Origin of the sequence: Brevundimonas sp., assembly GCF_019636155.1 — a bacterium.
Classification (GTDB): Bacteria; Pseudomonadota; Alphaproteobacteria; order Caulobacterales; family Caulobacteraceae; genus Brevundimonas.
Window position 1 is genome coordinate 205,119 of sequence record NZ_JAHBYB010000005.1, and the last position, 22,867, is coordinate 227,985.

24 protein-coding genes are annotated in these 22,867 nt (G+C 69.8%); 15 read left to right on the forward strand and 9 right to left on the reverse strand.

Features of this window, described 5'->3' with window-relative positions:
- The first annotated feature begins 12 nt into the window (after positions 1-12).
- Entirely contained in the window at positions 13-351 is a 339-nt protein-coding gene (locus KF910_RS07910; protein WP_292260266.1) for a PilZ domain-containing protein, read from the forward strand.
- A gap of 55 nt (positions 352-406) precedes the next feature.
- On the opposite strand, the gene KF910_RS07915 is transcribed toward KF910_RS07910, so the two are convergent.
- On the reverse strand, positions 407-3,259 hold the full coding sequence (locus tag KF910_RS07915; RefSeq protein WP_292260269.1) for a M16 family metallopeptidase: 2,853 nt from the start codon (positions 3,257-3,259) through the stop codon (positions 407-409).
- 206 nt (positions 3,260-3,465) lie between these two features.
- Between KF910_RS07915 and KF910_RS07920 the strand changes: the two genes are divergently transcribed.
- Positions 3,466-5,595, forward strand: a complete 2,130-nt coding sequence (locus KF910_RS07920) for a M13 family metallopeptidase (RefSeq protein WP_292260272.1) — start codon at positions 3,466-3,468, stop codon at positions 5,593-5,595.
- A 74-nt stretch (positions 5,596-5,669) separates the two neighbouring features.
- On the forward strand, positions 5,670-6,206 hold the full coding sequence (gene rimM, locus KF910_RS07925; RefSeq protein ID WP_292260274.1) for a ribosome maturation factor RimM: 537 nt from the start codon (positions 5,670-5,672) through the stop codon (positions 6,204-6,206).
- Positions 6,207-6,215: 9 nt separating this feature from the next.
- Here rimM and KF910_RS07930 read toward each other — a convergent pair whose 3' ends face one another.
- A complete protein-coding gene (locus KF910_RS07930; RefSeq protein ID WP_292260276.1) occupies positions 6,216-6,392 on the reverse strand; it encodes a YegP family protein in 177 nt (58 codons plus the stop codon).
- Positions 6,393-6,492: 100 nt separating this feature from the next.
- Between KF910_RS07930 and KF910_RS07935 the strand changes: the two genes are divergently transcribed.
- On the forward strand, positions 6,493-6,762 hold the full coding sequence (locus KF910_RS07935; protein ID WP_292260279.1) for a KTSC domain-containing protein: 270 nt from the start codon (positions 6,493-6,495) through the stop codon (positions 6,760-6,762).
- Here KF910_RS07935 and KF910_RS07940 read toward each other — a convergent pair.
- Positions 6,699-7,397 (reverse strand): TetR/AcrR family transcriptional regulator, encoded by a 699-nt coding sequence (locus tag KF910_RS07940; RefSeq protein WP_292260282.1) that lies wholly within the window; start codon positions 7,395-7,397, stop codon positions 6,699-6,701. The two genes, KF910_RS07935 and KF910_RS07940, sit on opposite strands and share 64 nt — an antisense overlap.
- Before the next feature lie 177 nt (positions 7,398-7,574).
- On the opposite strand from KF910_RS07940, the gene KF910_RS07945 reads away from it, so the two are divergent.
- From KF910_RS07945 to sucD, 6 genes are all read left to right on the forward strand, one after another.
- Positions 7,575-9,851, forward strand: a complete 2,277-nt coding sequence (locus KF910_RS07945) for a TonB-dependent receptor (RefSeq protein WP_292260284.1) — start codon at positions 7,575-7,577, stop codon at positions 9,849-9,851.
- 117 nt (positions 9,852-9,968) lie between these two features.
- Positions 9,969-11,468, forward strand: coding sequence for a spinster family MFS transporter (locus tag KF910_RS07950; protein WP_292260286.1), 1,500 nt, complete (start codon positions 9,969-9,971; stop codon positions 11,466-11,468).
- 81 nt (positions 11,469-11,549) lie between these two features.
- Entirely contained in the window at positions 11,550-12,740 is a 1,191-nt protein-coding gene (gene sucC / locus KF910_RS07955; RefSeq protein ID WP_292260289.1) for an ADP-forming succinate--CoA ligase subunit beta, read from the forward strand.
- A gap of 116 nt (positions 12,741-12,856) precedes the next feature.
- A complete protein-coding gene (locus tag KF910_RS07960) occupies positions 12,857-13,120 on the forward strand; it encodes a DUF6364 family protein (protein WP_292260293.1) in 264 nt (87 codons plus the stop codon).
- The gene (locus KF910_RS07965) at positions 13,104-13,529 is read left to right on the forward strand and encodes a PIN domain-containing protein (protein ID WP_292260296.1); all 426 of its coding nucleotides are present in this window, start codon (positions 13,104-13,106) and stop codon (positions 13,527-13,529) included. Before KF910_RS07960 ends, KF910_RS07965 begins: the two co-directional genes overlap by 17 nt.
- A gap of 11 nt (positions 13,530-13,540) precedes the next feature.
- The gene (gene sucD, locus KF910_RS07970; protein WP_292260299.1) at positions 13,541-14,443 is read left to right on the forward strand and encodes a succinate--CoA ligase subunit alpha; all 903 of its coding nucleotides are present in this window, start codon (positions 13,541-13,543) and stop codon (positions 14,441-14,443) included.
- 305 nt (positions 14,444-14,748) lie between these two features.
- Here sucD and KF910_RS07975 read toward each other — a convergent pair whose 3' ends face one another.
- The 3 genes from KF910_RS07975 to KF910_RS07985 all read right to left on the reverse strand — a co-directional run bounded on the left by KF910_RS07975 (position 14,749) and on the right by KF910_RS07985 (position 17,918).
- The gene (locus KF910_RS07975) at positions 14,749-16,929 is read right to left on the reverse strand and encodes a protein-disulfide reductase DsbD family protein (protein WP_292260302.1); all 2,181 of its coding nucleotides are present in this window, start codon (positions 16,927-16,929) and stop codon (positions 14,749-14,751) included.
- A gap of 112 nt (positions 16,930-17,041) precedes the next feature.
- Positions 17,042-17,488 carry an OmpA family protein gene (locus KF910_RS07980; protein WP_292260304.1) on the reverse strand — a complete coding sequence of 149 codons (447 nt, stop codon included), beginning with the start codon at positions 17,486-17,488 and terminating at the stop codon, positions 17,042-17,044.
- 82 nt (positions 17,489-17,570) lie between these two features.
- On the reverse strand, positions 17,571-17,918 hold the full coding sequence (locus KF910_RS07985) for a YMGG-like glycine zipper-containing protein (protein ID WP_292260307.1): 348 nt from the start codon (positions 17,916-17,918) through the stop codon (positions 17,571-17,573).
- 156 nt (positions 17,919-18,074) lie between these two features.
- Here KF910_RS07985 and KF910_RS07990 point away from each other — a divergent pair, with 156 nt between their 5' ends.
- From KF910_RS07990 to KF910_RS08000, 3 genes are all read left to right on the forward strand, one after another.
- Positions 18,075-18,428: a hypothetical protein gene (locus KF910_RS07990; RefSeq protein ID WP_292260310.1), complete on the forward strand. Its 354-nt coding sequence runs from the start codon at positions 18,075-18,077 to the stop codon at positions 18,426-18,428.
- Between the two features lie 105 nt (positions 18,429-18,533).
- Positions 18,534-19,454, forward strand: coding sequence for a diacylglycerol/lipid kinase family protein (locus tag KF910_RS07995; RefSeq protein WP_292260312.1), 921 nt, complete (start codon positions 18,534-18,536; stop codon positions 19,452-19,454).
- Positions 19,454-20,305 carry a metallophosphoesterase family protein gene (locus KF910_RS08000; protein ID WP_292260316.1) on the forward strand — a complete coding sequence of 284 codons (852 nt, stop codon included), beginning with the start codon at positions 19,454-19,456 and terminating at the stop codon, positions 20,303-20,305. Before KF910_RS07995 ends, KF910_RS08000 begins: the two co-directional genes overlap by 1 nt.
- 66 nt (positions 20,306-20,371) lie before the next feature.
- Here KF910_RS08000 and KF910_RS08005 read toward each other — a convergent pair whose 3' ends face one another.
- The 3 genes from KF910_RS08005 to KF910_RS08015 all read right to left on the reverse strand — a co-directional run bounded on the left by KF910_RS08005 (position 20,372) and on the right by KF910_RS08015 (position 21,402).
- Positions 20,372-20,545: a DUF1328 family protein gene (locus KF910_RS08005; protein ID WP_292260319.1), complete on the reverse strand. Its 174-nt coding sequence runs from the start codon at positions 20,543-20,545 to the stop codon at positions 20,372-20,374.
- Positions 20,546-20,632: 87 nt separating this feature from the next.
- Positions 20,633-21,025: a hypothetical protein gene (locus KF910_RS08010; protein ID WP_292260322.1), complete on the reverse strand. Its 393-nt coding sequence runs from the start codon at positions 21,023-21,025 to the stop codon at positions 20,633-20,635.
- Complete coding sequence (locus KF910_RS08015; protein WP_292260325.1) at positions 21,025-21,402, reverse strand: glycine zipper domain-containing protein; 378 nt, start codon at positions 21,400-21,402, stop codon at positions 21,025-21,027. The genes KF910_RS08010 and KF910_RS08015 overlap by 1 nt, the downstream gene beginning before the upstream one ends.
- A 136-nt stretch (positions 21,403-21,538) precedes the next feature.
- Here KF910_RS08015 and KF910_RS08020 point away from each other — a divergent pair, with 136 nt between their 5' ends.
- Together KF910_RS08020 and maiA are read left to right on the forward strand one after the other, a co-directional pair.
- Entirely contained in the window at positions 21,539-22,186 is a 648-nt protein-coding gene (locus tag KF910_RS08020; protein WP_292260327.1) for a fumarylacetoacetate hydrolase family protein, read from the forward strand.
- On the forward strand, positions 22,183-22,815 hold the full coding sequence (gene maiA / locus KF910_RS08025) for a maleylacetoacetate isomerase (RefSeq protein ID WP_292260329.1): 633 nt from the start codon (positions 22,183-22,185) through the stop codon (positions 22,813-22,815). The genes KF910_RS08020 and maiA overlap by 4 nt, the downstream gene beginning before the upstream one ends.
- Positions 22,816-22,867 lie beyond the last annotated feature (52 nt).

Consider the following 22,867-nt stretch of genomic DNA (forward strand, 5'->3'; position numbering starts at 1 on the left):
GTTGAGTCTCCCATGGCCCTGTTTTCCTCCGATCGTCCTGATCGCCGTTCCGAGCCGCGCCGCCCCGCCAACACGGCCGGGTTGATCGTCGCGCCCCAGCTTGAGGCGACCTGCACCATCGTCGACCTGTCCGAGACCGGCATGCGGGTCCGCCTGCACCGCCAGACGGCGCTGCCCGAGGCGGTGGTGGTGATCGACCTGGGCAAGGGGGTGGCGCACGAGGCGCGGGTGGTCCGCCGCCAGGGGCTGGAGGCCGGGCTGAAACGCCAGGGCCAAGTCGCCCTGGGCGGCCTGGTGCCCGCCCGTCTGGCGACGGCGCGCCAGGCCTGGCTGCGCGCCTCGGGCCGCTGAGGTTCGCCGGACTTCCGGTCGGGCCGGACCCGCGTCCGACCCGACCGATCCTGGCTTAGCGCAGGCTGGGGCTGTCCAGGTTGAGGTCGCTCAGCGGCACGACCTCCACACCCGGATGATCGGCGCGCAGGGCCTCCAGGAAGACCGAGGCGTCGCCAACGATGACGATGCTGGCCCGGTCGGCCGACAGGCGGTCGCGCATCACGGCCTGGATGGCGCCGGGGGTCACCCCGTTCACCTCGTCCGCATAGTTGGCCAGTTCCGACATCGGCAGCTCATAGAGCGCCAGGTCCGAGACCAGGCCGCCCAGGCCGTCCACGGTCTCCAGCGCCCGGCCGAAGCCGCCGATCAATGTGGCCTTGCGCGGGGCCATGTCGGCCTCGGTCACCGGCTCGTCGGCCAGGCGGCGGATCTGCTCCAGCATCAGGGCCGCCACCTGGGGGGCGGCGTCGTTCCGGGTCTGGGCCGAGGCGATCAGGGCCCCGTCCCCGCGCCGCGCCGACAGGCCCGAATAGGCGCCATAGCTGAGGCCGCGCTTGATGCGGATCTCCTGGCTCAGCCGGGCCGAGAAGCCGCCGCCCAGGACGGCGTTGCCGACCACGGCCGGGAAATAGGCCTCGTCCGAACGCGCCAGGCTGCGCAGGGCGGTGAAGACGGCCGCCTGGCCGGCGCCCGGCTGGTCCACCACGATCACGCGCGGCGCCACGGCCTGGCCGGCCGGATCGGCGACCGGGACGGCGGCCTGGCCCGCGGGACGCCAGTCACCGAAGGCCTGTTCGGCCAGGGTGCGGGCCTGTTCGGGGCTGATCGCGCCCGAGAAGGTCAGGACGGCGTTGTCGGGCCGATAGCGGGCGGCGTGGAAGGCGGCCATGTCCTCGCGCGTCAGGCCGGGAATGCTGGACGGGGTGCCCGAGGCGGGCCGGCCATAGGGGGCGTCGCCGAACACGGCGCGGGCGGCGGCCAGCTGGCCCACCGGCCCTGGCTGCGACAGCTGGACCCGCAGGCCGCTGAGCGCCTGCTGCTGGCGGCGGGCCAGTTCCTCTTCGGCGAAGGCCGGGTTGCGGACCAGGTCGGCCATCAGGGTCAGGGCCTGGGGGAAGACATTGGCCGGCGCATTGACCAGCACATTGGTGAAGTCCAGACCGGCCCCGGCCGAGATGTCGGCGCCCAGGCTCTCGCCCTCGCTGGCGATCTGGACGGCCGAGCGGGTGGCCGTTCCCTGGTCCAGCAGGCCGGCGGTGAAGGCCGCCGTCCCGGCCTTGCCCTCGGCGTCGGCCGAGGCCCCGGCGCGGATGCTGAGCCGGGCCGAGACCAGGGGCGCGCCCTGGGTCGGGGCGACAAGGACGCGCAGGCCGTTGGCCAGCCGCACCTCCGCCACCTGGGGCGTGGCCGCCGCCACCGGCTGGCCGGGCGCCGGCAGGGGAATGCGCTCGCCTTCGGGCGCCAGGGAGACCGGCGCCCCCGGCTGGGCCAGGTCGGCCAGCTGGATCGGGGCGGTGAAATCGTCGCGCTGGGGCGTCTCGGGATGGGCCTCGTCGGCCTGCAGGTAACGCATGGTGATGGCGCGGTCGTCGCGCAGATACTGGCGCGCCACCCGCTGGACGTCGGCGGCGGTCACCGCCTGCCAGTTGGCGATGTCGCGATCCACCGCAGTCGGGTCGCCGGTCATGATCAGGCTGTAGCCGAAGGCGAAGGCGCGGCCGTCGATGGTCTCGCGCTCGCGCAGGGTGTTGGCGATCAGCTCGTTGCGGGCCTCGGCCAGCTCGGCCTCGGTGACCGGCTGGTCGCGCAGGCGGGCGACCTCGGCGCGCAGGGCGTCCAGCCCCTGGTCGGGCGTCTTGTCGGCGTTCATCACCGCCGTGACCGACAGGGTCCCGACCTGCTGCTGCTGATAGGAGCTGGAGCTGGCGCTGGTGGCCAGCTGCTGTTCATAGACCAGGGAGCGATACAGCCGCGAGCTGTCGCCGGTCGACAATATGCCGTCCAGAACGTCCAGCGCCGCCCGGTCCGCATGGCCGTAGGGCGCGGTCGGCCAGACGATCTGGACCATCGGCAGCGGCACATTGGGGCCATAGAAGGTCGCCTCGCGCGCCGGGCCATAGGTCTCCTCGACCCGGTTGACCGGCAGGGGGCGCTCCGGCCGTTCGATGGGACCGAAATACTGGTCGATCCAGGCGTCCAGCTGGGCCTGGTCGAAATTGCCGGCGACGATCAGATAGGCGTTGTCCGGCCGATAGAAGGTCTCGTGGAAGGCCAGGACATCCGAGATGTCGGCCGCGTCCAGGTCGGCGATAGAGCCGATGCCGGGACGGCGATAGGGGCTGGTCTGGAAGGTGAAGGCCGGCGCATGCAGCCGCTGGAACCGGCCATAGGGCGTCGACAGGACGCGCAGCCGGTATTCCTCCTTCACCACGTCGCGCTCGGAATCCATCACCTCGGGATTGACCACCAGCGAGCCCATGCGGTCGGCCTCGGCGAACAGCATCCGCTCCAGGTGTTCGGCCGGGACGGTCTCGAAATAGTTGGTCAGGTCCAGATAGGTCGAGGCGTTGTTCGACCCGCCGACGTCCTCGGTCAGGCGGTCGAAGGTCTCGGGCGGCATGTTCCGCGTCGCCTTGAACATCAGGTGTTCGAAAAGGTGGGCGAAGCCCGAACGGCCTTCCGGATCGTCCTTGGCCCCGACCTTGTACCAGACCTGGACCGTCACGTTCGAAGTGTTGGGATCGCGCGAGGTGTAGACCTTCAGCCCGTTGGCCAGGGTGCGCTCCTGGAAGCCCAGGGGCGGGGCCTGGATCTGGCCCCCGGCGGCCGGGGCCGCCTGGTCGGTGACGGCCAGGGCCGAGGCTGGCAGGGCGGCGCCCAGGATCAGGGCCGAAACGGCGACGGACAGGGCCAGGCGGGTCTTCATCTTGGGGCTCTCCACGGAGGGTCGGCGCGACCCTATCAGCCGCCGCGCGGCGCGCACCTTAACGAGATTTAATGAACGGCCCCGCCTGGCGCGCTACAACGGCGTCCGGCGGGCGGGCGTCGCCTCTGCGGCGATCCCGTCCGGACGGTCTCCAATGCCGTGGCTGCGCCGGCGCAGCTGTCCGGAAACGAATAGGATCCCTGCGTATGAAACGTCTGCTCGTCGCCGGCGCCGCCCTCGGCGCCCTGATGCTCCCCGCCGCCGCCCTGGCCCATGACGGCTCGGGCCACGACCACGCCTGCCTGGACGAGGCCTGCACCATGGTCAGCCTGATCCAGGACGCCGACCCGGCCCAGCCCGGCTGGCAGGGCGTGGAGACGCCCCGCTACGGCACCTGGGGCTTCGACCTGGCCGGCCGCGACACCTCGGTAGCGCCGGGCGACGACTTCTTCCGCTACGCCAACGGCGCCGCCGTCGACGCCCTGCAGATTCCGTCCGACCGCACCAGCTACGGCTCCTTCGCCATGCTGCGCGAACTGTCGGACAACCGTATCAAGGCCATGATCGACGGCCTGGTCGCGCGCGACGACCTGACCGCCGGCTCGGACGAGGCCAAGGTGGCCGACGCCTATCGCAGCTATATGGACGAGGCCCGGATCGAGGCCCTGGACGCCCAGCCGCTGCAGCCCTACCTCGAGGCCATCCGCGCCGCCGACACCCACGAGAAGATGGCCGTCTACATGGGCACGACCCAGGGGCGCTACGGCTCGTCCATCTTCGGCACCGGCATCACCATCGACCAGAAACAGCCGACCCGCTACGTCGCCACCACGGGTCAGGGCGGCCTGGGCCTGCCGAACCGCGACTACTATCTGGACGCCCGCTACGCGGACAAGAAAGAGAAGTACGAAGCCTATATCGCCCGCATGCTGGAGATGATCGGCTGGGACGACCCGGCCGGCTCGGCCGAGGCCGTCCTGGCGTTCGAGAACCGCATCGCCGAGGCCCACTGGACCCCGATCGAGAACCGCAACCGCGACCGCACCTATAACGAATACACCCCCGCCCGCCTGGCCGAGGCGGCGCCCGGCTTCGACTTCGCCGGCTATCTGAACGCCGCCGGCCTGGGCTCGATCGAGCGGCTGATCGTGCGTCAGGACACGGCCATGCCCAAGATCGCGGCCATCTACGCCGAGACCCCGATGTCGGTGATCCAGGCCTGGCAGGCCTTCCACACGGTCGACGACGCCGCCAGCCGCCTGTCGCGCCGCTTCTCGGACGCCCAGTGGGAGTTCCGCAGCCGCGACCTGTCGGGCCAGCCGGAACAGCGCGCCCGCGACAAGCGCGGCGTCAGCTTCGCCGAGGGCGCCCTGGGCGAGGCCATGGGCCGGATGTATGTCGCCGAATATTTCCCGCCCGAATCCAAGGCCAAGATGGAGGAGCTGGTCGCCAACCTGCGCCGCGCCCTGTCGCACCGTATCGACAACCTGAGCTGGATGGGCGACGAGACCCAGGCGGCGGCCCAGGAGAAGCTGGAGAAATTCACCGTCAAGATCGGCTATCCGAACAAGTGGCGCGACTATTCGGGCCTGGAGATCCGCCCCGACGACCTGTTCGGCAATGCCGAGCGCATCGGCCTGTTCAACTGGCGTTTCCAGCTGAACCGGATGAACGGCCCGGTCGACAAGGACGAATGGGGCATGACGCCCCAGACGGTGAACGCCTATTACAACTCGGCCAATAACGAGATCGTCTTCCCCGCCGCCATCCTGCAGCCGCCCTTCTTCGACCCCGACGCCGACCCGGCCATCAACTACGGCGGCATCGGCGGGGTGATCGGCCACGAGATCGGCCACGGCTTCGACGACCAGGGCTCCAAATCGGACGGCGACGGGGTGCTGCGCAACTGGTGGACGCCCGAGGACAAGGCCAATTTCGAAGCCCTGACCGTGCGGCTGGGCGCGCAGTATGACCAGTTCGAGGTCCTGCCCGGCTATCACGTCCAGGGTGGGCTGACGATGGGCGAGAACATCGGCGACGCCGCCGGCGTGGCCGTGGGCCTGGACGCCTACCACCTGTCGCTGAACGGCCAGGCCGCGCCGGTTCTGGACGGCCTGACGGGCGACCAGCGCTTCTTCCTGGGCTGGGCCCAGGTGTGGCAGTCGAAATACCGCGACGAGGCGCTGAAGCAGCAGGTCGCCACCGACCCGCACAGCCCGGCGGTGTTCCGCGTCATCGGCCCGCTGCGCAATGTCGACGCCTGGTATGACGCCTTCGACGTCCAGCCGGGCGCGGCCTACTACCTGCCGCCGGAACAGCGCGTCCGCATCTGGTAGGGAACGGTCGTCGGATCACGACCACGGAGGGGCGGCGTCTGCACGGACGCCGCCCTTCTGCTATGGAAGGTCGGATGTCGGAGAGCGCGGTGACGAACAGGCTGATCCTGGTGGGCCAGGTGGCGGGCGGTTTCGGGGTCCGGGGCGAGGTGCGGGTCACGGCCTATACCGCCGACCCTCTGGCCCTGACCGCCTATGGGCCGCTGCTGCGCGCCGACGGCACGGTCGGCCTGACCCTGACCCAAGCCCGGCCCGACAAGGGCGGCCTCGTCGGCCGCGCGTCCCAGGTCGCCACCAAGGAGCAGGCCGACGCCCTGCGCGGGCTGAAACTCTATGTCCCGCGCGACCGTTTCCCCGAACCGGACGAGGACGAATTCTACCTGGCCGACCTGATCGGGCTGGAGGCGCGCGACGCCGACGACGCCGTGATCGGCATGGTGAAGTCGGTCCAGAATTTCGGGGCGGGCGACATGCTGGAGATCGCCCCCGCCTCTGGCGGGGCGACCTGGTATCTGCCCTTCACGCGCGAGGCGGCGCCCCAGGTGCGCGCCGCCCAGGGCTGGCTGCGGGTCCTCCGGCCCGCCGAGGTCGGCGAGCCGGAGCCCGGCTGATCCGCCGGATCAGCTGTTGTCTTCGACCGGGGCGTCGGGGCCGTTCTTCTTGATCGAATCGATCGCGTTCTGGGCCGAGGATTTCGAGCTGTAGCCCTCGGTCGAGAACATCACCTCGCTGTTGTATTTGAAGCGGACGCGGAACTCCCCCGCCTTGTCCTTGTAGATCTCGAACTTGTGGGCCACCGGCGCCTCCTGAAACCAACGCTGAAGGTTGCAGGTTTCCTTGGCTTCCGTCGTCCGTCAAGCGGCAGGAGCCTGATCGGCCTTCGTCCGTTCCGAATCCATGCCCTCCAGCGTCATCCGGCGTTTCAGCTACGATCCCGCCGCCCATCGGCTGCGGATCGTCTTCGTCTCGGGCGACGTCTATGACTATGAGGCCGTGCCGCCCCAGGTGGTCGAGGCCTTCCGCGCGGCGGGGTCCAAGGGGCGCTTCTTCGGGCCCAACATCCGGGATCGATACCGCCATCGCCGCGTCGCCCGCGGCGCGGATCAGCCGGCGTCCGGCTCGGCGCACACCGCCCGGAAGCCCGCCGCGGCGAACCGCACCATATAGGCCCCGGCCGTCTCCAGGTCGCCCGACCGGCACAGGCCGTTCGACAGACGGTCCAACCGCCCCGTCTCGCCCAGGGTCAGGGTCAGGGCCCCCGACAGGTTGTGATAGGCCCAGTAGAGGTCGACGTCGCGCGCGTGCGGCATGATCTGTTTGATCAGTTCGATCAGGCGTCGGATGGCCGGGTCGAAATAGCGGGCCATGGTCTCGCCCCCAAAGGCGGGGTTGGCGTTGGTCTGGGCCACCAGGGCGGCATAGTGTTTCCAGCCGGGTCCGCCCTTCAGCGACCACTGGAACGGCGGCTGCAGGAAGGCCTCGAACAGCCCTTCCAGGGTCATCTGGTCGCCGGCGGCCTGGGCGTAGCGGTTGATCGCATCGACCCGTTCGTTGTTCCAGATCGCCGCCCGGCGCAGGAAGACCGCGTCGAACAGCCCTTTCTTGGCGGTGAAATAATAGTGGACCAGGGCCGTATCGACCCCCGCCTCGCGCGCCACCTCGCGGATGGTGACGCCGTAAAAGCCGTGCTTGGAGAACAGGTCCTCGGCCGCGTCCAGGATCGATTCGCTGGTGTCGCCCCCGCCCCCGGCCTTGCGGGGACGGCCTCGGCGGGCGGGCGTGGGCGGGTCGGGCTGGCTCATGCCACAGCCTTAAGCGGTCCGGCCGCCGCTGTGCAACGGCGCCACAGCAGGCCCTTAACCGGCGCCGCCCCTCCCCCTGTCATTTGACAGATGGCGGAATGGCGATCAGGTTCCCAGAAAATCATTGAACGCTGAATAAAAGCGTCAACGGAAACACCGGGACCGAGGAGCTGCCCCATGAAAAGATTCGTCAAATGCGCCCTGCTGGCCAGCGTGGCCCTGAGCGCCGTCTCCACCTCCGCCCTTGCCCAGGACGCCCTGACCCAGGAGCCCCAGGCTTCGGCCCTTGATGACGTCGTGGTCACGGCCCGTCGCCGCGAGGAGAGCCTGCAGGACGTGCCGGTGGCCGTCACGGCCGTCTCGGGCGAACAGTTGGAAGCCAAGGGCGCCATCGACATCACTGAACTGGCCCGATCGACCCCCAGCCTGACGCTGAACGCGGCGCGCGGGTCGAACTCGACCCTGATCTCCTTCATCCGCGGCGTCGGCCAGCAGGATCCCCTGTGGGGCTTCGAGCCGGGCGTCGGCCTTTATCTCGACGACGTCTATGTGGCCCGCCCCCAGGCGGCGGTCCTGGACATCTTCGACGTCGAGCGGATCGAGGTTCTGCGCGGGCCCCAGGGCACCCTGTACGGCCGCAACACCATCGGCGGCGCCATCAAATACGTGACCCGGCGCATCGACGCCGACTCGCCCGAGGGCTCGATCCGCGCGTCCTACGGCAGCTATAACCAGCGCGACGTGGTCGCCAGCGTGGAACTGCCGCTCAGCGACACCCTGGGCGTCTCCGGTTCGTTCGCCCGCTACCTGCGGGACGGCTTCGGCGAGAACCTGAACACCGGCCACGAGCACTACAACAAGGACGTCACCGCCGCGCGCCTCAGCGTCGAATGGGCGCCGACCAGCGATCTGTTCTTCCGCCTGTCGGGTGATGTCGTCCAGGACGATTCCAACGCCCGTCACGGTCACCGCGAAGTCGCGCCGATTCCGGCCGACGTCTATGACACCTATGCCGGCGCCGGCGACGCCAACCGCGTCCTGGCCGGCGGGGTCTCCCTGACCGGCGAATGGAACGCCAGCGACAGCCTGACCTTCAAGTCGATCACCGCAATCCGCAGCGGCTCGACCCGCGGCAACATCGACTTCGACAACCTGCCGCAGCCGATCCTGGACATCCCGGCTCGTTATGACGACGAGCAGTTCAGCCAGGAATTCCAGATGCTGTTCAGCGGCGACCGCTGGAACGGCGTCGCCGGCGTCTATTACATGGACGCCAAGTCCTCGGGCGCCTTCGACACCGTGGTCGGCCTGTATGACGCCAATATCGTCTTCGCCCTGCCGCCCGGCACCTTCCCGGTCGGCCTGACGACCCTGACCTCCGGCTCGGTCGACACCGAGAGCTTCGCCATCTTCGGCGACTTCAGCTTCGACATGACCGACGCGCTGTCGATCTCGGTCGGCGGCCGCTGGACCCGCGATGACAAGACAGGCAGCGTTTTCCGCCAGCAGTACGCCGGCATCCGCAGCCCCGATTTCGGCAATACGGGGGCCGTCGTCCTGGGCGCCCCGCGGACCAACTACACCGCCTCGCGCACCTTCGAGGAATTCACCCCTCGCGCCTCGATCAGCTACAAGTTCAGCCCCGAGATGACGGCCTATGCCTCGTGGAGCCGCGGCTTCAAGTCGGGCGGGTTCGACATGCGCGGTGACGCCGTCTCCTATCCGGACACGGTCAACGGCTATGATCCGGAAACGGTCGAGACCGTCGAACTGGGGCTGAAGGGCTCCCTGATGGATCGGCGCCTGACTTTCGCCACCGCGATCTTCGACTCGCAGTACAAGGATCAGCAGATCACGACCCAGTATCCGGGAACGGGCGGCGTCATCGCCTCCGTGGTCGATAACGTCGGCTCCTCCTCAATCCGCGGCTGGGAATTCGAGGGCCGCTTCCGCGTCACCCCGAACCTGACCCTGAACGGCTCGCTCAGCTATATCGATGCTCAGTTCGAGGAGTTCCTGGCCTATATTCCGACCGGCGTGCTCAACACCTCCTGCCCGACCCTGCCGGGCTGCTTCATCGACGTCTCCGACACGCGCCACTTCCAGAACACGCCGGAATGGACCGGGTCGATCGGGGCCAACTACACCTGGTACATGGGCGACGGCTCGACGATCTCCTTCCTGCCGTCGGCGGCCTATCGCGGCGCCTATCAGCAGTTCGAGACTCCCGCGCCGCTGCTGGACCAGCTGGACAGCTACTGGATCTATGACGCCAGCATCGTCTGGACCTCGTCGAACGACCGGCTGACCTTCGGCGTCCACGGCAAGAACCTGAGCGACGAGCGCTACAAGATCGGCGGCTACAGCTTCCCCGGCGCCCTGACCGGCGACTCGCTGATCGCCTTCTACGGCGCGCCGCGTACGGTGACGGCTACCCTGGGCGTCAAATTCTGATTCCAATGACCTCCTGAGCCTGACAGGGCGGCGGTTCGAACGGGCCGCCGCCCTTTTTCTTTGTTCCCGCGTCGCGCCGACGCTACCGTCCGCATCAAGACCGAGGGGGAAATCGCCATGACCGACCAGGCCGCGCCGACCGAGCGTCCGGGCTACCGCTTCTATGTGCTGGGGGTGCTGATCCTGATCTACATGCTGAACTTCCTGGATCGGCAGATCATCGGCATCCTGGCGGCGCCCCTGAAGGCGCATTTCAACCTCACCGACACCCAGTTCGGCCTGCTGGGCGGCATCGCCTTCGCCTCGGTCTATTCGACCCTCGCCATTCCCCTGGCCTGGCTGGCCGACCGGTTCAGCCGGGTCTGGATCATGACCGGCGCCCTGGCGGTATGGTCGGGCTTCACCGCCCTGTGCGGCGTCGCCGGCTCGTTCGGCCAGCTGTTCCTGTTCCGCATGGGCGTGGGGGTGGGCGAGGCCGGCGGCGTTGCCCCGGCCTATTCCCTGATCGCCGACTATTTCCCGCCCCACCAGAGAGCGCGAGCCCTGGCCGGCTTCGCCTTCGGCATTCCGCTGGGCACGGCGGCGGGCACCCTGGTGGGCGGCCTTCTGGCGGCGCGCTACGGCTGGCAGACCGCCTTCATCGTCGTCGGCCTGCTGGGCCTGGTGGTGGCGCCCGTCCTGCGGCTGACGGTGCGCGACCCGCGCCGCGGCGCCCATGACATCGTCCGCTCCGCCCCGGCCGAAACGTCCCTGGCGCCGCCCGCGACAACGGCCGGCAAGGGCTGGCTGGCGGGCCAGATCGCCCTGGGGCTGGGCGCGGCCCTGATGCTGCTGGCGGCGGCGGGCCGGTTCGGTGGACTGGAGATCGGCAATCCCCTGGTCCTGGCCTTCGGCGGCGGCCTGTGCCTGGTCATCTCGGCCTCCTTCTTCATCGCCCGGCGCACCTGTGCGGTGATCATGCCCAAGCCCAGCTTCTGGCTGATGGCCCTGGGCGCGGCCTCGTCCTCGGTGTGCGGATACGGGGTGGCCGGCTGGCTGCCCCTGTTCTTCATGCGCAGCTTCGACCTGACCCTGACCCAGGTCAGCTGGTACTATTCCGGCATCGCCCTGATCGGCGGCCTTCTGGGCATCTGGCTGGGCGGTGTGGTCGCCGACCGGCTGTCGCGGCGGGGCAAGGGCGCCTATCCCCTGACCCCGGCGATCGCCTTCCTGATCTCGGCGCCCCTGTTCCTGGCGGCGATGAACTCGCCCTGGATCATCGGTCTGGTCCTGCCCGGCGGCGGCACCCATTTCCAGCAGCTGGCCCTGGCCTTCCTGATCTTCCTTCTGCCCACCGGCCTGAACCTGGCCTGGCTGGGGCCGGTGACGGCGGCAGTGCAGCATCTGGTCCCGGCGCCGATGCGCTCGACCGCCTCGGCCCTGTTCCTGCTGTTCAACAACCTGCTCGGCATCGCCGTGGGCTTCTACTATTTCGGCTGGATGAGCGACCTTCTGGCCCCCCGCTTCGGCGACGAGAGCCTGAGGTGGGCCATCTACACCGGCATGGGCTTCTACCTGACGGCCTCGGTCCTGCTGATCGCCGCCTCTAGGACGCTGAAGCGCGACTGGGTCGACTGAGGGCGCGGCTGCCGGTTGCACCTGCGAAGGCGGCGCGCCTATAAGCGGGCCCGACCTTCCTCCCCAATCGGCGGCGACCCCATGAACATCCACGAATACCAGGCCAAGCAGCTTCTGAAGGGCTATGGCGCCCCCGTCGCCGACGGGGTGGCCATCACCGCCGCCGACCAGGCCGAGGCGGCGGCGAAACAGCTGCCCGGCCCCCTGTATGTCGTGAAGTCCCAGATCCACGCCGGCGGGCGCGGCAAGGGCCGGTTCAAGGAGCTGGGCGCCGAGGCCAAGGGCGGCGTGCGCCTGGCCAAGTCGGTCGAAGAGGCCGTCGCCAACGCCCGCGAGATGCTGGGCAACACCCTGGTCACCGCCCAGACCGGCCCCGCCGGCAAGCAGGTCAACCGCCTCTATATCGAGGACGGCGCCGACATCGACCGCGAACTGTATTGCTCCCTGCTGGTCGACCGGGCCACGGGCCGGGTCTCCTTCGTGGTCTCGACCGAGGGCGGCATGGACATCGAGGCGGTGGCCCACGACACCCCCGAGAAGATCGTCACCGTCGACATCGACCCCGAGGCGGGCGTGACCCCGGCGAACGTTGCCGAGATCAATGCGGCGCTGAAGCTGGACGGGGCCGCGGCCCAGGACGGCGAACACCTGTTCCCGACCCTCTATCGCGCCTTCGTCGAGAAGGACATGAGCCTGCTGGAGATCAACCCGCTGATCGTCATGACCAACGGCCGCCTGCGGGTGCTGGACGCCAAGGTCAGCTTCGACGGCAACGCCCTGTTCCGCCACCCCGACATCCGCGAACTGCGCGACGAGACCGAAGAGGACGCCAAGGAGATCGAGGCCTCCAAATGGGACCTGGCCTATGTCGCCCTGGACGGCAACATCGGCTGCATGGTCAACGGCGCCGGCCTGGCCATGGCGACCATGGACATCATCAAACTGTACGGAAAAGAGCCCGCCAACTTCTGCGACGTCGGCGGCGGCGCCAGCAAGGAAAAGGTCGCGGCGGCCTTCAAGATCATCACCGCCGACCCGGCCGTCCAGGGCATCCTGGTCAACATCTTCGGCGGCATCATGCGCTGTGACGTCATCGCCGAAGGCGTGGTCGCGGCGGTCAAGGAAGTCGGGCTGAAGGTGCCCCTGGTCGTCCGGCTGGAGGGCACCAACGTCAACGAGGGCAAGCGCATCCTGAACGAATCCGGCCTGGCCATCACCGCCGCCGACGACCTGGACGACGCCGCCCAGAAGATCGTCGCGGCCGTCGGCTGAGCCATCTGGCGCGGACCTTTTCGACCGTCCGGCAAACAACCGTATCGCTGAACCCGGCAGGCCCCACGCCTTCGTCACGGATTGTGTGTTACACATAACCCGTGTAACCTGTGGTCATGACCCGCAACCTGACCCTCGCCATCGACGACGCTCTGCTGGACAAGGTTCGGGTTCTGGCCGCCATGAAGCGGACCAGCGTCAACGAGATGGTGCGCGGCTTTCTGCAGCGCGCGGTCGAGGAGGAGCAAGAGGCCGACGAGGCGCGCGAGGCCCTTCTGAAGCTTATCGACGAGTCGGAAGGTCGCGGCGGCGAAGGCTGGCGCCCCCCGACGCGCGAAGAGACCTACAGCGGCGAGCCTCGCTTTGATCGCCAATACTGACGTCTTCCTCGACACCAACGTCCTGCTCTACGCTGCGCTGGGCCGCGATCATGCGGGTCATCGGTGGCATCGCGCGCGGGAGATCGTGCTGACCCAGGACTATTGCACCTCTGGTCAGGTGCTGGCCGAGTTCTACCACAACGTGATCAGAAAGAGCGCGCGGCCGCTGTCGCCGGAAAAGGCCCGTGAATGGGTTCGGGTGGTGGCCATGAAGCCTTGCCAGCCGATAACACCGGCCGTGGTGCTGGACGGCATCGCCTTATCGCACCGCTACCAGATCAGCTATTGGGACGGCGCCGTCATCGCCGCCGCCGAACGCCTGGGTGCGCGCATCGTCTATTCCGAAGATCTGAACCACGGCCAGACCTATGGGTCGGTCCGCGTCGAAAACCCTTTCCTCTCCGCCTGAAAAAGAGTCCCATGTCCATCCTCGTCGACAAGAACACCCGCGTCATCGTCCAGGGCCTGACCGGCAAGACCGGCACCTTCCACACGGAACAGGCGCTGCGCTACTACGGCACCCAGATGGTCGGCGGCGTCCACCCGGCCAAGGGCGGCGAAACCTGGCATGGGTCCGAGGGCGAGAGCCTGCCCATCTTCGCCTCGGTCGCCGAGGCCAAGGAAAAGACCGGCGCCGACGCCAGCGTCATCTATGTGCCCCCGGCCGGCGCCGCCGACGCCATCATCGAGGCGATCGACGCCGAGGTTCCCTTCATCACCTGCATCACCGAGGGCATCCCGGTCCTGGACATGGTGCGGGTCAAGGCGCGGCTGGACCGCTCGAACAGCCGCCTGCTGGGCCCCAACTGCCCCGGCATCCTGACCCCGGAAGAGTGCAAGATCGGCATCATGCCGGGCTCCATCTTCAAGAAGGGCAATGTCGGCATCGTCTCGCGTTCGGGCACCCTGACCTATGAGGCGGTGTTCCAGACCACCAACGAGGGCCTGGGCCAGACCACGGCCGTCGGCATCGGCGGCGACCCGGTCAAGGGCACGGAATTCATCGATGTGCTGGAGCTGTTCCTGGCCGATCCGAAGACCGAGTCGATCATCATGATCGGCGAAATCGGCGGCGGCGCCGAGGAAGACGCCGCCCAGTTCCTGATCGACGAAGCCAAGAAGGGCCGCAAGAAGCCGATGGCCGGCTTCATCGCCGGCCGCACGGCTCCCAAGGGCCGCACCATGGGCCACGCCGGCGCCGTCGTCTCGGGCGGCAAGGGCGACGCCGAATCCAAGATCGCGGCCATGGAGGCGGCGGGCATCCGCGTCTCTCCCTCCCCCGCCCGCCTGGGAACGACCCTGGTCGAGGTCCTGAAGGGCTGAGGCGGAGCCGTTTTCCTTCTCCCCTTGCGGGTGGAGGAAGGTCGCATGCGATCGACGACGGGTGGCCGAGCGCAGCGAGGTCGGATGAGGGATTTCTCCGGCGGGTGAGTTCGGCGTCGGATGATGGCGCCACCCCGTCTCCTCCCTGTCGCGCAGCGATGGGAAGGTGGATCGGACGCCCAGCGGCCGAGACGGAGAGGGTCTTTCGTGTCTTCCAAGAGCCCCTCCACCGCCTTCGGCGGTCCCCTCCCCATGGAATGGGGAGGAGACAAGAGGTCCGCTGCCTTCGCACGGCGTGAAACGGTTCAGCGCTCCAGCGCCTCGATCACCAGACCGTCGGTCAGAAGCTGCGGCAGGATGCGCGGCTCTGCCTGGCCCGGCCGGTAGAGCAGATACAGGGGCACGCCCGAGCGGCCGTGGCGTTCCAGTTCGCGGGTGATGGCGTCGTCCCGGCGGGTCCAGTCCCCGACCAGATAGACCGCGTTGGCCCGCTGCATCGCCTGGGCCAGGCGCGGCGACGACAGGGCGGTGCGCTCATTGATCTTGCAGGTCACGCACCAGTCGGCGGTGAAATTGACCAGCACCGGCCGCCCCTGCGCCAAGGCCGCCCGAACCGCCTGGGGCGACCAGGCCTGCGACGGCAGGGCGGTGGCAGCGCCGGGACTATCGACCGCAGAATCCGGGGCGATACGGGCGGCGGCGGCCGTCACGGCGACGGCGGCGACCAGGCTCAGGGTCGCCGCGACCGCGCTGATCACGGCGGTCCCCCCCTCGGCGCGGCGCGCCTGGTTGATCCCCACCAGCCACAGGCCGAAGGCCGCGAACAGGGCGCCGATTAGCAGCAGGCCCAGGGCCTCGGCCCCCGTCTGGCGCGCGAACACCCACAAAAGCCAGGCCGCCGTGGCGTACATGGGAAAGGCCAGGACGCCGCGCAGCCGCTCCATCCACGGGCCGGGACGCGGCAGCCGCTCCAGCAGGCCGGGCGTCAGGCTGACCGCCAGATAGGGCAGGGCCAGGCCCAGACCCAGCATCAGGAACACCGCCATGGCCGCCGGCCAAGGCATGACCAGGGCCGCCCCCAGGGCCGCGGCCATGAAGGGGGCGGTGCAGGGCGCGGCCACCACGACGGCCAGCACGCCGGTGAAAAAGGCCCCCGCCCCGCCGGGCAGGCGGCTGAGCCGGCCGCTTCCGGCGCCCTGCAATCCGGCGCCGATCCCATAGACCCCCGACAGGTTCAGTCCGACCGCCAGCATCAGCAGGGCCAGGGCGCCGGTCGCCATCGGGCTCTGCAGCTGAAAGCCCCAGCCCACGGCCTGTCCAGCCGCCCGCAGGCCCAGCAGCGCGCCCGCCAGGACGGCGAAGGCGACCAGAACCCCGGCCAGGAACATCAGCCCGTCGCGCCGCGCCTCGGCCCGGTCATGGGCGCCGCGCGCCAGGGCCGCCGCCTTCATGGCCAGCACCGGGAACACGCAGGGCATCAGGTTCAGCACCAGCCCGCCCAGCAGGGCCAGCAGGGCCGCTCGGACCAATCCTCCCAGGCTCCAGGCCCCGGATGCCGCACCCGCCGCCTCGGGGTCGGCCAGGGCGGCCCCGCCCGAGGCCCCGGCCAGGGGCGCCCCGGCCTGCGCCGTCACATACCAGCCGCCCCGGTCGGTCTGCAGCAGGCCCTCGATCCCCCCGGCCAGGGCCTCCGGCGTCAGGCCTCGCCCGGCGGTCAGGGTCAGGGTCAGCCCGTCCGGCCCCGCCACGCCCGGCTGGGCCGCCGCATGGTCGATCAGCCCGCCCTTGAACGGAAAGAACCAGGCCCATGACACCGGCCCCTCGGCCAGGGGGCCGCCGGTCGCCGACAGGGTCAGGGTCTGGCCCTCCTGGGTCATCCGCGCCTCAATCGGGGCCGGGCGCGGGGCCTGGGTCAGGGTCCGCTCCACCGCCGCCCCATGGAGCGGGTCCAGCGGCGCCGCTCCCTCGCGCACCGGCAGGTCCAGCGTCAGGGTCATCAGCTCGGGCACGCACATCTGGTCGCTGCACACCAGGAACAGGACCTCGACCTTCAGCGGCAGGGTGGTTCCGGGCCGGGCCGAGGCCGGGACCTCGATCGGGACCGGCAGATAGACGGCGCCCGAATAGCCGTAGTTCATCAGAGACAGCAGCCGCTGACGTTCCGGCGTGGGCCAGACGATCTCGCCCGCCGTCACGCCGGGCGGCAGGGTCCATTCCAGGGTCGTCGCCCCCCCGGAATCGCCCGGATTGCGCCAATAGGTGTGCCAGCCCGGCGCGATCTTCTGGCGCACGGCCACGACGGCGGTCGATCCCGGCGCAGCCCAGGCGCTCATGGGGACCAGTTCCGCCTCGATCCGCTCGCTGCGCCGCACCGCATCGGCGGCCGCGACGGGCGTGGCCACCGCGGCCGGGCTCGCCGGCGCCGTGGCCGTCGCCGGTCCCGCGCCCATCAGGCCGAGCATCAGGATCAGGGCGAACAATCGCACGGGCGGTCTCTTGGCGTCTGCGGGCGAGGGCCTCTTGAGGCCGCGCGACCTTAGCCTTCGCCGCCTCCGGCCGCCAAGCGGCCCCGTCAATTGGACGCAGCCGCGCCTGGCGTCAGCGCGACGCCGCCTCGACAAGCACCTCGGTGCGCCGCCTCAGGGGTTCGTTGACCCCCTGGCTGCGGGCGTCCAGGTCGCCGACCGCCACCAGCTCGAAGGCCGGGGCGGGCCATCCGGCCGCCGCCAGGGCCTCGGCCACGGCCCGCGCCCGCCGCTCGGACAGGGTCAGGTTGGCGTCCTGCGTCCCCGTGGCGTCGGCCAGGCCGATGACCCGCACCCGCCGGATCTCGCACCCCTGCAGCCGCGTCGCCGTCATGGTGATCGCCTGCCGCGCCGCCGGCGTCAGCCGCGCCTCCGCCTCGGCGAAATAGACCTCGAACCTCTGCGGCCCGCAGGCGTCCGGCGTCCGCACCAGCGCCTCGCGCGCCGGCGCCCCGCTGATCGTCCCGCATCCCGCCAGCAGCCCCGCCCCCGCGACCGCCGCCCACACCCCGCTCCTCATGCCTCCCTCCTCTCAATCCCAAGAAAAAGGGCGGCCCGCCATCCCGCGAGCCGCCCCGAAACTCCGAAACGCCGCTACGGCCTCAATACCGACGCTGGCCGTTTTCCCAGTAACATTCCGTCTGGCGGTTGTCGTAGCAGTAGTAGTACCGCCCCTGATTGTCGCGATAGCGCTGCTGGTTGGCGCGATCCTGCTGGGAACCGCGGATGGCGCCGGCGGCGCCGCCCACGACCGCGCCGATGGCGGCGCCACGGGCCGCATTGCCGCTGCCGGTGTTGTTGCCGATGACCGCGCCGGCGACGGCGCCGATCGCAGCGCCGGCGGCGCCTTGACGGACGGTTTCGTTGGTCCCGCCGTAACCGTAGGGGTCGCTGGCGCAGGCGGAAGCCAGAAGGCCGGCGCCGGCGATCGCGATGATGGCCGTTTTCATGGTGAGGTCCTCTTTCCCTGTTTCGCCCCGGAGGAGAGAACGCTGGATTATGGCACAGGTTCCCGCGCCTATGCGGAAGGTTAAGCCTGTATTACCATGCTCCAGCAGAGGCGGGCGACGAAGCGGCGCCTGCCTGGAGTATTCGAGGGGGTTTCTATGCGTTTTCCCGAACCCGTCCGCATGGCGGACGATGGCGATCACGGCCCAGTGTGGGCGCGCCGCAGCCGGCGGTCCAGCGGTAACCCGCTGATCGGGCTTCTGGTCACCCTTCTGGCGCTGTTCGGCGCTGTGACCCTGGTCATGTCGATCAAGGAGCGGTCGATCTCGGCGGGCGGGGCGGTGATGGACGGCTGGGTTTCCGGCGCCTGGAACGGCGTCCGGTCGCTGGCCGGCCAGGCGCCCGAGGCGGCCGAGAAGGCCGCGGACGAGGCTGGAGCGGCCGCCGCCAAGACCGGCGACGCTCTCCAGGCCGGCGCCCGTTCGGCCGCCGACGAGATCAAGAAGTCCTGATCCCGGGTCCGGGCGGAACGTCGGCGCCCGGCGCGCGTTCGGGCCGGCATGCCGACAAGCTTGACCGATAAGAAACCGGCCGCGCGAAAGGCGCGAGTCCGGCCCGTGGCGAAGGGCGAGACCCCTGCGGGCCTCGCCCGTACGCCGCATGCGCGGCTGAAGACCGTGGTGATGCTGCTGAACCCGTTGTCGGGCAGCGTCGGGCCCAAGGCCCAGGCCGAAGCTCGGACCATATTCGCCGAGTTCGGACTGAAGGCGAAGATCATCCCCCTGAGCGGCGATTTCGGCGCCTGCCTGGACCGGGCCTTCGCCGCGCGGCCTGACGTCATCTTCGTTCTGGCGGGAGACGGCACGGCGGGGGCGGTGGCGGCCCGGGCGGGCGCCGACGGCCCCCTGGTGGCCCCCCTGCCGGGCGGCACAATGAACATGCTGCCCAAGGCCCTCTACGGCACGGCCGACTGGAAGGCGGCCCTGCGCGGCGCCCTGCAGGACGGCCAGCCCCAGTATGTGGCGGGCGGGCGCGTCGGCCGGGATCATCCCTTCTATTGTGCGGCCATACTGGGTTCCCCGGCCCTGTGGGCCCCGGCGCGCGAGGCCGTGCGCACCGGCAAGCTGAAGCTGGCCTGGGCCTATGGCCGCCGGGCGCTGAGGCGCGCCTTTTCCGGCCGCATCCGCTTCAGCCTGGACGGCGCCCGCGCCCGGCGATCCGAAGCCCTGGTCCTGATCAGCCCGATGATCTCGCGCGCGATGGAGGAGCCGACCGGTCTGGAGGCCGCGGCCATGGACCCCGGTCACGCGGCCGAGGCCTTCCGCCTGGCCGCCCACGCCCTTTTCGACGACTGGCGCAGCGACCCATCGGTCTCGACCCGGCCAGCCCGGACCATCAAGGTCTGGGCCCGGTCGCGCATTCCGGCGGTGATCGACGGCGAACCCGTCCGACTGGAGCCGGAAGCGACCGTGACCTTCCTGCCTCGCGCCTTCCGGGCCCTGGCGCCACGGCCGCCGGCGGGCGAAGACAGCGTCTGATGGGGCGGATTCTTCAGTTCTCGGACGTGCATTTCGGCCGCGAGCATGTCCACGCCTGCCGCGCCGCCCTGGACTACGCCCACGCGACGCCGGCCGATCTGGTGCTGATCACCGGCGACATCACCCAAAAGGGCTATCCGGACGAGTTTCGCGAGGCTGGGGAATGGATCCGCGCCATGCCGGCGCCGGTCTTCGTCACCGTCGGCAATCACGACGTGCCCTATTGGGACGTGGCGGCGCGGCTGTTCTGGCCCTGGCGCGCCTTTGAGGAAGCCACCGGCCACCCGGCCCATGACCATGAGTTCAAGTCGGACGCGGTCATGGTGCGCGGCGTAACCACCGCCCGGGGCTGGCAGGCGCGGCTGAACTGGTCCAAGGGGGTCATCGACCTGAACCAGACGCGCCGCGCGGCCGAGGCTCTGAGAAACGCGCCGGTCGGGGCCCTGCGCATCCTGGCCTGCCATCACCCCCTGATCGAGATGATCGGCGCCCCCATGACGGGCGAGGTCAAGCGCGGCGATGCGGCGGCCCTGATCTTCGCCGAGGCGGGGGTCGATCTGGTGATGACCGGCCATATCCATGTGCCCTTCGCCCTGCCCATCGACCTGTCCGACCGCTGTTCCTACGCCGTGGGCTGCGGGACGCTGTCGCACCGCGAGCGGGGCGCGCCGCCCAGCTTCAACCAGATCGACTGGGACGCGCATGAGATCGTGGTGACGGCCCTGGCCTGGATCGACGGCGCCTTCACCCCGCGCCAGACCTGGCGTCTGCCGCGTCGCCAGGACACGCGCCACGCGGAAACCGCGCCGGATCCCGCCGTCCCCGGCGCATTGGAAGCCGCCGGGGCCTGAGCGGCGGGCATGAAGAAGGCCGCATCCGAAGATGCGGCCTTCTTGGCTTTTACAAACCTGACGTCGTCAGACGCGCGGTCCGCGTCGCAGTCCGCCGATCACGAAGGACACGACCAGCAGGATCAGGAAGACGACGAACAGCACATAGGCGATGTTCATCGACAGACCGGCCACGCCCCCGGCGCCGAGGGCGCCGGCAACCAGGGCGAGAACGAGAAAGATAAGGGCCCAACGCAGCATTTCAGGGTCTCCGCTCGGTTGAGAAATCGGCGGCGGCACCGTGCCGCGCCTGATAAATCAACGCTCTGAGACCCGGGCCGTTCCGCCTCAGCGATGCCGACGACCGTGTGGTTTTTCCGTGAAGGCGGCCGCGACCATGGAGGCCAGGGCCGGGTTGCGCAGGAAGATGAAACCACCGGCCAGGGCCGCCGCCGTGCCCAGGATGGGCCGCTGGCGGAACAGGGCGAAGGCGCGTTCGCCCAGGCCCATGGGTTCATCCTCTTCCTCATCCTCGTCATCCTGGCGTTTCAGGTAGACGAGCGCCGTGACCAGGGCCACGACGGCGAAGGTCAACGCCGTCAGGGCCGCCGCGCCCAGGGGCGCCAGAACCAGGCACAGAGCGTAGAATTCCGCCGCCCCGAGGGCCACGACGACGACGAACGCGCACGCCGCCACCACGGCGGCGGCGGCGGCCTTCCTGACCAGCCCCCGACCCAGCATCAGCGCCGACGGCCCGCCAGCAGCAGGCCCAGGACGACGCCGACGCCCAGAGCGATGGCGGTCGACTGGATCGGGCGTTCCTGCACCCGCTCGGTCAGGTAGCGCTGGGCCTCGTCCAGGCGCTCGGCGGCGTCGTCGTAATATTCGCGGCCGCGCACGCGGGCTTCATCGTAATAGCCGCGGGCCTGTTGGCGCAGTTCATCGCCTCGGGCGCGCAACTGGGCGCCGGCCTCGCCGGCCTTCTCGCGGATGCGGGCCTCGGCGGCGCCGGCCTTCTCGCGCAGGCGCGCGGTTTCCTCGCGCGCTCCGGTCTTCAGATCCTCCTTGAGGGTCTTCAGGTCGTTCTTGATGTCTTCTCTCGCCTTGGTCGTGGCCATGATGCGCGCTCCGGTCTTAAGCTTGACGGTTAGATAGGGAACCCCGCCCGAAAACGCCACACAAAGGCGACGGTTCCCGCATCGCAGCATGCGGGAGCCGTTGACAGCGATCTTCCCTGGGGTCACGCCTCGGCCCATGACCTGGCTGTTCCCGCCCGCGCCCACACCGTCCCTGCCGATCCTAGGCCGGGAGCAGCGATTCCCGGTTCGCCGCATCCTGTGCGTGGGCCAGAATTACGCCGCCCATGCGCGCGAGATGGGCCAGGCTCGGGCCGATCCCTTCTTCTTCTCCAAACCGGCCGACGCCCTGGTCTGCGACGGCGCCGATCCGGCCTATCCGTCGGCCACCCAGAACCTGCACCACGAGGTCGAACTGGTCTGCGCCATCGGCGAGGGCGGGCGCATCGTCGGCTGGGCGGTCGGCTGCGATCTGACGCGGCGCGACCTGCAGGCGGCGGCCAAGGCCGCGGGCCGCCCCTGGGACGCGGCCAAGGGCTTCGACCAGTCCGCGCCCTGTGGAGCCCTGACCCTGGGCGACCTGCCAGATCCGACGGCGGCGATCACCCTTCGCGTCAATGGTCAGGCGCGTCAATCGGGCCGGCTGGACGACATGGTGTGGAGTCCCGAAGAGGTCGTCCAGAAGGCGGCGACCCTCTGGGCCGTGCGGCCCGGCGACCTGATCTTCACCGGCACGCCGGAGGGGGTGGGGCCCCTGACGCCGGGCGACCGGGTCGAGGCGGCCATCGAAGGGCTTACGCCCCTCAGCTTCACGGTGCGGCCATGATCCTGCACGGCTACTGGCGGTCCGGCACCAGCTATCGCACGCGAATCGCCCTGAACCTGAAGGGCCTGGCCTATGAGCAGCGGGGGATCGACCTGCGCCAGGGCGATCAGCGCTCGGCGGCCTATCTGCGGCTCAACCCCCAGGGCCTGGTTCCGGCCCTGGAGGTCGATGGCGCGGTCCTGATCCAGAGCCCGGCCATACTGGAATGGCTGGAGGAAACCCATCCGACCCCGCCCTTGCTGCCGGCCGATCCGATGGCGCGGGCGCAGGTGCGGGCCATGGCGGCGGTGGTCGGCTGTGACATCCACCCGCTGAACAATCTGCGCGTCGGCAAGGCCCTGCGTGAAGGATTCGGCGCCGATCAGGCCGCCGTCGACGCCTGGGCCGGACGCTGGATCGACGCAGGGTTCGCGACCCTGGAGGCCCTGGTGGCGCGGCACGGCGACGGCTGGTGCTTCGGTGACGCCCCGACCCTGGCGGACTGCTATCTGATCCCGCAGATCTATTCGGCGCGTCGGTTCAATGTCGCCGTGGACGCCTTCCCTCGCCTGCGGGCCATAGAGGCGGCGGCCCAGGCCCACCCCGCCTTCCAGGCCGCCCATCCGGACCGCCAGCCCGACGCAGACTGATCCGGCGCCCGCGCGACCCGCGTTCGCCTGGTAAGGGTTCGTAAGGGTCTCG